The organism is Microcoleus sp. LEGE 07076, assembly GCF_015207455.1.
Taxonomy (GTDB): Bacteria; Cyanobacteriota; Cyanobacteriia; order Cyanobacteriales; family Microcoleaceae; genus Microcoleus.
This window is the reverse complement of record NZ_JADEWV010000235.1, coordinates 1-8,472: the sequence shown is the minus strand read 5'-3', so window position 1 is coordinate 8,472 and position 8,472 is coordinate 1. Positions and strand designations below refer to the sequence as shown.

Sequence of the window (8,472 nt, the reverse complement as noted above, 5' to 3'; positions counted from 1 at the left end):
CGTCTGTACCACCCCTCGATCGACTTTCCTTTGAGTTTTGTCAAAAAATCGGTTGCAGAGATTGAGCGGGCGATCGAGCTCTCTAACAGCACGTCTCCGCCCAATATTTCTCGATCGAGGGTAAGTTGGTTCAAACCCCGGCAAATAGTTTCTACTTCTGGCAGTTCCGGCACAATTAGCGCTGTTCTGTTCCTTGATTGGGCGAACCTTCGACAGTCCCTGGAACTTCTGCGCCCGGTTTGCTGTCCGCCGTGGTTTTCGGCTGCTGGGCCGAACCGCCGCTGCCGGTTTTGCGGGTTTTCGGGTCTACGGTGGTTTGCTTGCCGCCGGAAGCTGCTGGAGTCGATGCTTTCGCTTTTGCTTTGGGGCCGGCTACTTCCACTAATTCGCTTTGGGCGAAGTTGTTGGTGTTGACGCCTGCATAATTTACGTTGTTAAAGCGAACGATAACTGGGTATTTAATGCCGCTTTGGTCTACCGTAGCAACGGTGCCCACTTCTTGATACCAGAAGGATTCTTTGCGAAGAATCCGGACTGTAGAACCGCGTTGAACCATGAGCTTTGTTTCCTTTGCGATAAATAAACGGATAAAGCCATTTTTTTTACTTTAGTCGATCGCGCGCCGCATTGAAAGTCTGCAAGGGAATTTTTGTTTTACACGCTGTTTTTTGTCTGTTGTTTGTAAAGAAAGGTAAACTTTTTTGTGGTGCGAACTGTGGGAGGAAAAAAATAAATAACCTCTTATTATCTATCAAATGACAACTGTGCGATCGGGTTGATAAAAAAGTTTACAAATCGGATTTTGTGGAGTGGTGGAGGGAAGAGAACCCGGAGCTCCCCCAAACCAAGAGGGCGGGGACGGGGGCACTGCCCCTACAAGGGTGGACTGGAAGCATTCTCAAAGTCAACCCCTACTCCCCTTCTTAAGGGGGATTTAGGGGGATCTAGACTTCGATATAAACGAGAGATACAGAGAGTTTCAGTCTTCAGTTGAAAACCCGGAGCTCCCCCCTAGCCCCCCTTAAGAAGGGGGGGACAAGAGTATTCAAAGTCTCCCTTGTTAATCGGGTAAATTAACCTTGTATTTAATTATCTCGCCGCGCTAAACTATTGCAAAGTATGAGAACTATTTAAATTATGTCGTTAGTTGATTTAGCTAATACAAAAGTTCGGGTTATTGGATGCAGCGCGGTGATGGCTGTCGGACAACTTATTTCAAGTGCGATCGCCAATCCGGCAACTCTAGCAGCGGGTTTAACTGGTAGTACGATCGCCATTGGGGGAGTTTCTATCTTAGCTGCAATTGCTGGTGGTATCGCTGAGACTATGGCGGCTGATGAACTGGCAAATCGGATGACGGATCGATTGAGCAAAAATCCGAATATTCTCGACAATCATGATTTGATTAAGGCGGCTGGTGAGGCGATCGGCTATATTTTGAGAGAGGTTGCGAAGTCGGATCAATTAATTGCGATCGCCGAAACCAAAAAATTGCCTTATGCAAAACAGGCTTTAGATGAATTAGCCGAAAAAACTCCCAGATATTGGCTGGATATTAACACGAGTACAGCCGATTTGTCAAGGGGTTTACAGATTTCCGAAGACCAGCTAACCAAGATTTTTTCTGCGGATGTCGAAGAGTTCGATCGCGTTACCGGATTGACATCGCAAGATTGGGCAACTTTCCTGGGGGAATTCGCCCGACGCGAGGGCAAATCCTTCGATGCGGAAATCGTCGCATTTGTGGCGGACAAGCTATATACAACATTCCCAAAAGCCTACCGCGAAGTGCTGAAACTGGATGCGGCGAAGGGAGGCGAAAAATTTGCGGCGCTGCTGTTGAACCTGCACCAAATTGCTTTGGCTGAATTGAGAGATTTGGGGCTGCAAAATGGGGAAATTCTGCAAAAATTGGAGAGTTTGGCGACGCAGCAGCAGATTTGTCAAGTGATGGTGAAATTGGAGGCGATCGAAATTGGTATTCGGGATGATTTGGCGCAGATTCAGAACTTGCTGCAACGATTTGTTGATACTGGTACGCCCAGATTGCCGCTTCCCTACGAGTGCGAAACGATTATTGCAGACAGGACTCAAGACTTTACCGGCCGCCAATTTGTGTTTGCAGCAATTGCCGAATTTTTGCAGAACAATCGCAAAGGCTATTTTGTTTTAGAAGCAGATCCGGGTGTCGGCAAAAGTTCAATTATGGCGAAGTTAGTGCTGCTGCTGAAACGGCGCTGCGTTGCCCATTTTAACTCGCAATCTCAAGGCATTGTCCGCGCCGAACAATTTCTGGAAAATGCCTGCACTCAGTTAATTCGACGTTATCAACTAAATTATCCGCAACTGCCGGAAAATGCGACGAGAGATGGCAACTTTCTCAGTCGATTGTTGGGGGAAGTCAGCGCTAAATTGGGATCGAACAAGTTGATTATTGTCGTCGATGCCCTGGATGAAGTGGATTTGAATTTGCAGGGGCGCGGCAGCAATGTTTTGTATTTGCCAGATGCTTTGCCGGATAATGTTTATTTTATTGTCTCGAAGCAGCCGAAAACTCTGCCTTTGCCAAATCATGAAGTTTTTGATTTGATGCAGTACAGTGCAGAAAGTTTGGCGGATGTCAAGGTTTATATTGACAAACGCACGGGGAATAGCGCATCTATTCAGAGTTGGATTAACCGTCAAAATTTGCAGCGCGAACTGTTTGTGGCGGCGGTGGCGGAAAAAAGCCAGAATAATTTTATGTACCTGCGCTACGTGCTGAATGATATCGATAGCGGCAAGTACAGCGATGTGAATTTGCAAGATTTGCCGAGGGAGTTGGAAGGATATTATGACAAGCATTGGGCGCGGATGGAAATGGCGGTTAAAGATAAGGAATTGCGCCGCCGGAAGTTGAAGGTGATTTATTTGTTGACGAAAACTCGCAAGCCGGTTTGTTGCGATATTTTGGCGGATTTTGCTGAGGAAGATGCTTTGGATGTGCAGGAAGTTCTGGATGATTGGGAACAGTTTCTGCGGCGTAGCGGTGATATTTCTCCCGATTACAGTATCTATCACGCGAGTTTCCAAAGATTTCTGCATCGTATTGATGTGGTGCAGAAAGCTGGGGTTTCGCTGCGGGATATTGAAACAGCGATTTCTGATAATTTGTGGGAGGATTTGTACGGCGATGAGTAAGTTTAAAGAACGGTTGGGGAAACTGTCGCCGAAAAAGCGGCTTTATGCTTTGGAAACTCTGCCGGGGCATTTGGCCCAGAGTGTTCAAGGGGAACGGCTGCATCAGTTGTTGACGGATTTTGATTTTATTGAGGCGAAGTTGGATGCGGTGGGAGTTCAAGCATTAATTGAGGATTACGATTTGGCGAGGGTTTCTGATGTTTTGTTGTCGGAGGGGCAAACGGAAACGCTGAAGTTGATTCAAGGGGCAATTCGGAAGTCTGCACACGTTTTGGAAAGGGATAAAACACAATTGGCTGGGCATTTGTTGGGGAGGTTGCTGGATTTTGAAATACCTGAGATTCAGGCGATGCTGAAACAGGCTAAGCAGTCGAAAGATAGTGTTTGGTTGCGGCCTTTGAGGGGGAATTTGGAGCGGGCAAATCAAGGGGCATTGCGGACGCTTGTCGGTCATATTAGCTCAGTAACAGCAGTGGCGATCACACCCGACGGTAAAACCGCGATTTCCGCTTCAGGGGATGAGACCGTGAAAATCTGGGACACAGAAAGTGGAACGGAACTTAGAACCCTCACCGGTCATACTAACTCGGTAACAGCAGTCGCAATCGCACCAAACGGAAAAACCGCGATTTCCGCTTCAGGGGATCACACCCTGAAAATCTGGGACACAGAAAGCCGCACGGAACTTAGAACACTTGCCGGTCATACTGACTCGGTAAATGCAGTCGCGATCACACCAGACGGCAAAACAGTGATTTCGGCTTCAGAGGATAAAACCCTCAAAATCTGGGGCATCCACAGTGGGAGGGCACTAAGAACTCTCATCGCTCATAATGGCTCGGTAAATGCAGTCGCGATCACACCAGACGGCAAAACAGCGATTTCCGCTTCACACGATAACACCCTCAAAATCTGGGACATCCACAGTGGCAGGGAACTGAGAACTCTGATGGGTCATACTAACCCGGTCAAAGCAGTCGCGATTGCACCAGACGGCAAAACAGCGATTTCCGCTTCAAGGGATAAAACCCTGAAAATCTGGGACACAGAAAGTGGCAAGTTTCTCAGAACTCTCACCGGTCATACTGGCTATGTATCAGCAGTCGCGATCACACCCGACGGTAAAACAGTGATTTCCGCTTCATGGGATAACACACTAAAAGTTTGGGACACCGACAGTGGCAAGTTTGTTGGAACTCTGACCGGTCATACTTACGGAGTAACAACTGTCGCGATCGCACCAGACGGCAAAACAGCGATTTCCGCTTCATACGATAACACCCTCAAAATCTGGGACATCCACAGTGGTAACTTTCTCATAACCCTCACCGGTCATACTAACTCGGTCAAAGCAGTCGCGATTGCACCGGACGACCTCATAGCAATTTCCGCTTCAAAAGATAATACCCTCAAAATCTGGGATACAGAAAATGGTAGGGAAGTAAGAATCTTAACCGGGCATACTGATTCAGTATCAGCAGTCGCAATCGCGCCCGACGGTAAAACAATGATTTCCGCTTCAAGGGATAACACCCTTAAAATCTGGGACATCCACAGTGGCAAAGAACTGAAAACTCTCATCGGTCATAATAGCTCGGTAAATGCAGTCGCGATCACACCTAACGGTAAAACACTGATTTCAGCTTCAAGAGATGACACCCTCAAAATCTGGGACACAAACAGTGGCAAAGAACTGAAAACTCTTACTGGTCATACTAACTCGGTATTAGCAGTCGCGATCGCGCCAGACGGCAAAAGAGCGGTTTCAGCTTCATTGGATTGCGCCCTAAAAGTCTGGGACATGGACAGCAAGACTTTACTCAGAACTCTTGTCGGTCATAATAGCTATGTAACAGCAGTAGCGATCGCACCCGACAGCAAAATAGCGATTTCGGCTTCATGGCATAAGACCCTCAAAATCTGGGATATCTATAGTGGCAGGGAACTGAGAACTCTGATGGGTCATACTCACTTGGTAAATGCAGTAGCGATCGCACCCGATGGCAAAACAGCGATTTCGGCTTCAAGTGATCGTACCCTAAAAGTCTGGGAGATCCACAGGGGCCAAGAGGTTGTTAGTTTCGTCGGAGATTATGAGTTTCATTGCTGTGCGATCGCCCCTGATGGAGTGACAGTTGTAGCGGGCGATCGATCGGGCCGGGTGCATTTCCTGCGATTGGAGGGAGTTAGCGGCGGGGGATAATCGAAGAAACCGGGTTTTTGCCCGAATCTGTGGGTTGTACCGAAGTATTTCGGTAAAAACCCGGTTTCTGGGGCCCCGCCTCCCACCAAAGAAACCGGGTTTTTGCCCGAATCTGTGGGTTGTAGCGAAGTATTTCGGAAAAAACCCGGTTTCTGGGCCACCCACCGATCCAAGAAACCGGGTTTTTGTCCGCATCTGTGGGTTGTAGCGAAGTATTTCGGAAAAAACCCGGTTTCTGGGGCCCCGCGATCGGGTTTTTTGTGGATGGGCGATCGCATTTTTGGGTTGATGTGCGATCGCATTTTTGGGTTGATGGGCGATCGGGCTATAATACAGAAAACTTGACAACAAAAATGACTGTCATGAGAGAGTTAATCCAACAAGAATTAGAAAAGTTCGATCGAGAACAACTCCAACAAGTATTTGAATTTATAGCCTTCCTGAAATTCCGTGCCAGATTAGTGACTATTCCTGCGATCGATGAAACTAACTTAGCTGCACTCTACAGCGAATTTGCCGAAGAAGACCGACAACTTGCGGAACTCGGAATCAGCGAATATTCAGAACTCCTTCAAACATGAGGATTTGGCATGACAATCAGACGAGGTGAAATCTGGATTGCCAACCTCGATCCCACACAAGGTTCCGAACAAGCAGGCGTGCGTCCCACAATTATTTTTCAAAACGATACAATTTCGAGATACACAACTACTGTTATCAGTATTCCTCTCACCACAAATCGGCGCCGTGCATCTCTTCCTTCCTGTGTTTTGATTCCCGGCGGTGAGGGATGATTAACACAAGATTCTGTTGCTTTGTGCCATCAACTGCGAGTTTTGGATAAAACAAGATTGCGAAATAAAATTGGTGAAGTCAATCCAGAGATACTGGTACAATTAGAAAATATCATATTATTTACCTTGGGTTACTTGCCTTAAAAAGAGAAATCCCGGCCGTTAGAAACCCGGCGGTTTCAACCGCCGGGGTTTTTGGGTTTCAACTTAAGTCAAAATCGAGCCACTCATCATCCGCTGATATCTCCTCTCCAACTCATCCCGCACCACAGGCCACTGATTCAAACTTTCATCATTCTCAATTACCATTTGAGCCGCCGCCCTCGCCAACTCCAAAACCTCCTGATCCTCCACCAAACTCGCCAAAGCAAAATCCGGCAAACCCGACTGCCGAGTTCCCAAAACCTGACCCGGCCCCCGCAATCTCATATCCATTTCCGCAATAAAAAAACCATCCTGAGATTGTTCTAAAACCTTCATTCTCTGCATAGCTTCCGCCGTCTTGGAACCGGGCATTAACAAACAATAAGAACGGTTGCTGCCCCGACCGACTCTACCACGCAACTGGTGCAATTGCGACAGTCCAAAACGCTCGGAATTTTCAATCAGCATTACCGTAGCATTCGGCACATCTACTCCCACTTCCACCACAGTTGTAGATACTAAAATATCGGTTTCTTTGTCCCGAAACTTAGTAATTGCCTCGTCTTTGTCCGCACTGCTCATCCTGCCGTGGAGCAAACCCACCTTAAACTCAGGAAATACACTGTTTTGAAGTTTTTCTTGTTCTTCAATTGCCGATCGCACATCCAACTTTTCCGACTCCTCCACCAGAGGCAGCACCACATAAATTTGACGGCCGCCCGCCACTTCCCGGCGAATCAAATCGTAAGCTTGGCTGCGTTCTTTTGCCGACAGAACCGTCGTTTGAATCGCTTGACGACCGGGGGGAAGTTCATCAATTTGACTCACGTCTAAATCGCCGTGCACCGTCAGCGCCAGCGTCCGGGGAATGGGAGTTGCCGTCATCGTCAAAACGTGCGGAGATTCGCCTTTTTGCTGCAATTTAGCCCGCTGCTGCACCCCAAATCTGTGCTGTTCATCAATTACCGCCAAACCCAATTTGTGGAAATTTACTGTATCTTGAATCAGCGCGTGAGTTCCCACTAAAACAGGCAATTCTCCGGTTTCTAACTGGCTGTGAATTTCTCGGCGCTTTGCTACTTTTGTCGAACCAGTTAACAGTTCCACAGACAAGTGCATCAAATTAAACCAACCTACCAATTTGCGGTAATGCTGTTCTGCTAAAACTTCTGTCGGTGCCATTAAAGCCGCTTGATAGCCCGATTGAATTGCTGCTAGCATTGCGACTACGGCGACTACAGTTTTGCCCGCGCCGACATCGCCTTGTACTAATCGGTTCATCGGTTGCGGCGAAGCTAAATCGTTGAGGATGTCGTTAATTACTCTTTCCTGAGCATTTGTCAGCGCAAAAGGCAAGATTTCATAGAAATGTTCGATCAATTTGCCGCCAGGAAGAATGACTGCGCTAGCTTGAGCTTTTCTTTGAGTTTGGCGGCGCTTCAAAAGTCCTAATTGCAGGTAGAAAAATTCGTCAAAAACTAAGCGGCGGCGCGCGGCGGACAAGCAATCGCGATCGAGCGGAAAGTGAATATTAGTCACGGCATCGGCTAAACCCATTAAACCGTAACGATCGCGCAAATCATCCGGTAGCGATTCCGGCAACAGTTTCGCCGCCGGCATCGCAGCCAAAATCGATCGCCTCACCGAACCGGCATCTACCCCTTCCGTCAGCGGATAAACAGGTATCAGGCGGCCGACTTTCATAGATTCGATCGCACTTCCGGAATCGTCTAATACTTCCAACTCAGGATTTTCTAAAGTAATGCCATATTTACCCTGCTTCACCAAACCCGAAGCAGCCAGCAGCGCACCAGTACAATACTCGCGCTTTTTGAATTCTTGCCAGCCGCGATTGCTGTAGCGAGGCCCCGCAAAAAAGCGACTAATTTTTAATTCTCCCGTGCTGTCTTTTAAGATTACTTCTAATATTGTTAATTTCTTATTCTTCGGGCTAGAAAAGCAATTGCACCGCTTTACTTGTGCGATTAAAGTGACAGTTTCCCCCGCTACTAACTCGCGAATTTGTACTTGCTTTGCATAGTCGATGTGGTTGCGGGGATAGTAGTAAAGCAAGTCGTATACAGTGTTTAAACCGAGTTTGAGCAAGCGGTTGCCGTTGGCGGGGCCGATGCCGGTGACGCGGGTTAAGGG

General features: G+C 47.7%; 6 protein-coding genes and 1 pseudogene. 4 read left to right on the top strand and 3 right to left on the bottom strand.

The window, feature by feature from the left end:
• The coding region (locus IQ270_RS25700) for a DNA-formamidopyrimidine glycosylase family protein (RefSeq protein WP_339384331.1) at window positions 1–173 on the bottom strand (173 nt) is incomplete at its 3' end.
• A 2-nt stretch (window positions 174–175) separates the two neighbouring features.
• Complete coding sequence (locus tag IQ270_RS25695) at window positions 176–556, bottom strand: photosystem I reaction center subunit IV (protein ID WP_193975998.1); 381 nt, start codon at window positions 554–556, stop codon at window positions 176–178.
• Between the two features lie 581 nt (window positions 557–1,137).
• Between IQ270_RS25695 and IQ270_RS25690 the strand changes: the two genes are divergently transcribed.
• The 4 genes and pseudogenes from IQ270_RS25690 (at window position 1,138) to IQ270_RS25675 (ending at window position 6,321) form a co-directional block, all read left to right on the top strand.
• Window positions 1,138–3,180 (top strand): ATP-binding protein, encoded by a 2,043-nt coding sequence (locus tag IQ270_RS25690; protein WP_193975997.1) that lies wholly within the window; start codon window positions 1,138–1,140, stop codon window positions 3,178–3,180.
• Window positions 3,173–5,383: a hypothetical protein gene (locus tag IQ270_RS25685; RefSeq protein WP_193975996.1), complete on the top strand. Its 2,211-nt coding sequence runs from the start codon at window positions 3,173–3,175 to the stop codon at window positions 5,381–5,383. The genes IQ270_RS25690 and IQ270_RS25685 overlap by 8 nt, the downstream gene beginning before the upstream one ends.
• Before the next feature lie 185 nt (window positions 5,384–5,568).
• Complete coding sequence (locus IQ270_RS31480; protein WP_228056698.1) at window positions 5,569–5,964, top strand: hypothetical protein; 396 nt, start codon at window positions 5,569–5,571, stop codon at window positions 5,962–5,964.
• Window positions 5,965–5,973: 9 nt separating this feature from the next.
• Window positions 5,974–6,321, top strand: a pseudogene (locus IQ270_RS25675) (type II toxin-antitoxin system PemK/MazF family toxin).
• Window positions 6,322–6,384: 63 nt separating this feature from the next.
• Here the strand turns inward: IQ270_RS25675 and recG are convergent.
• Window positions 6,385–8,472 (bottom strand): ATP-dependent DNA helicase RecG (recG, locus tag IQ270_RS25670; RefSeq protein WP_193975995.1); only part of this gene is annotated, 2,088 nt, incomplete at its 5' end.

What these genes read in the sequence shown, in the direction of transcription:
- IQ270_RS25695 (WP_193975998.1), bottom strand. Translation starts at nt 556, where the DNA reads ATGGTTCAACGCGGTTCTACAGTCCGGATTCTTCGCAAAGAATCCTTC.
- IQ270_RS25690 (WP_193975997.1), top strand. Translation starts at nt 1,138, where the DNA reads ATGTCGTTAGTTGATTTAGCTAATACAAAAGTTCGGGTTATTGGATGC.
- IQ270_RS25685 (WP_193975996.1), top strand. Translation starts at nt 3,173, where the DNA reads ATGAGTAAGTTTAAAGAACGGTTGGGGAAACTGTCGCCGAAAAAGCGG.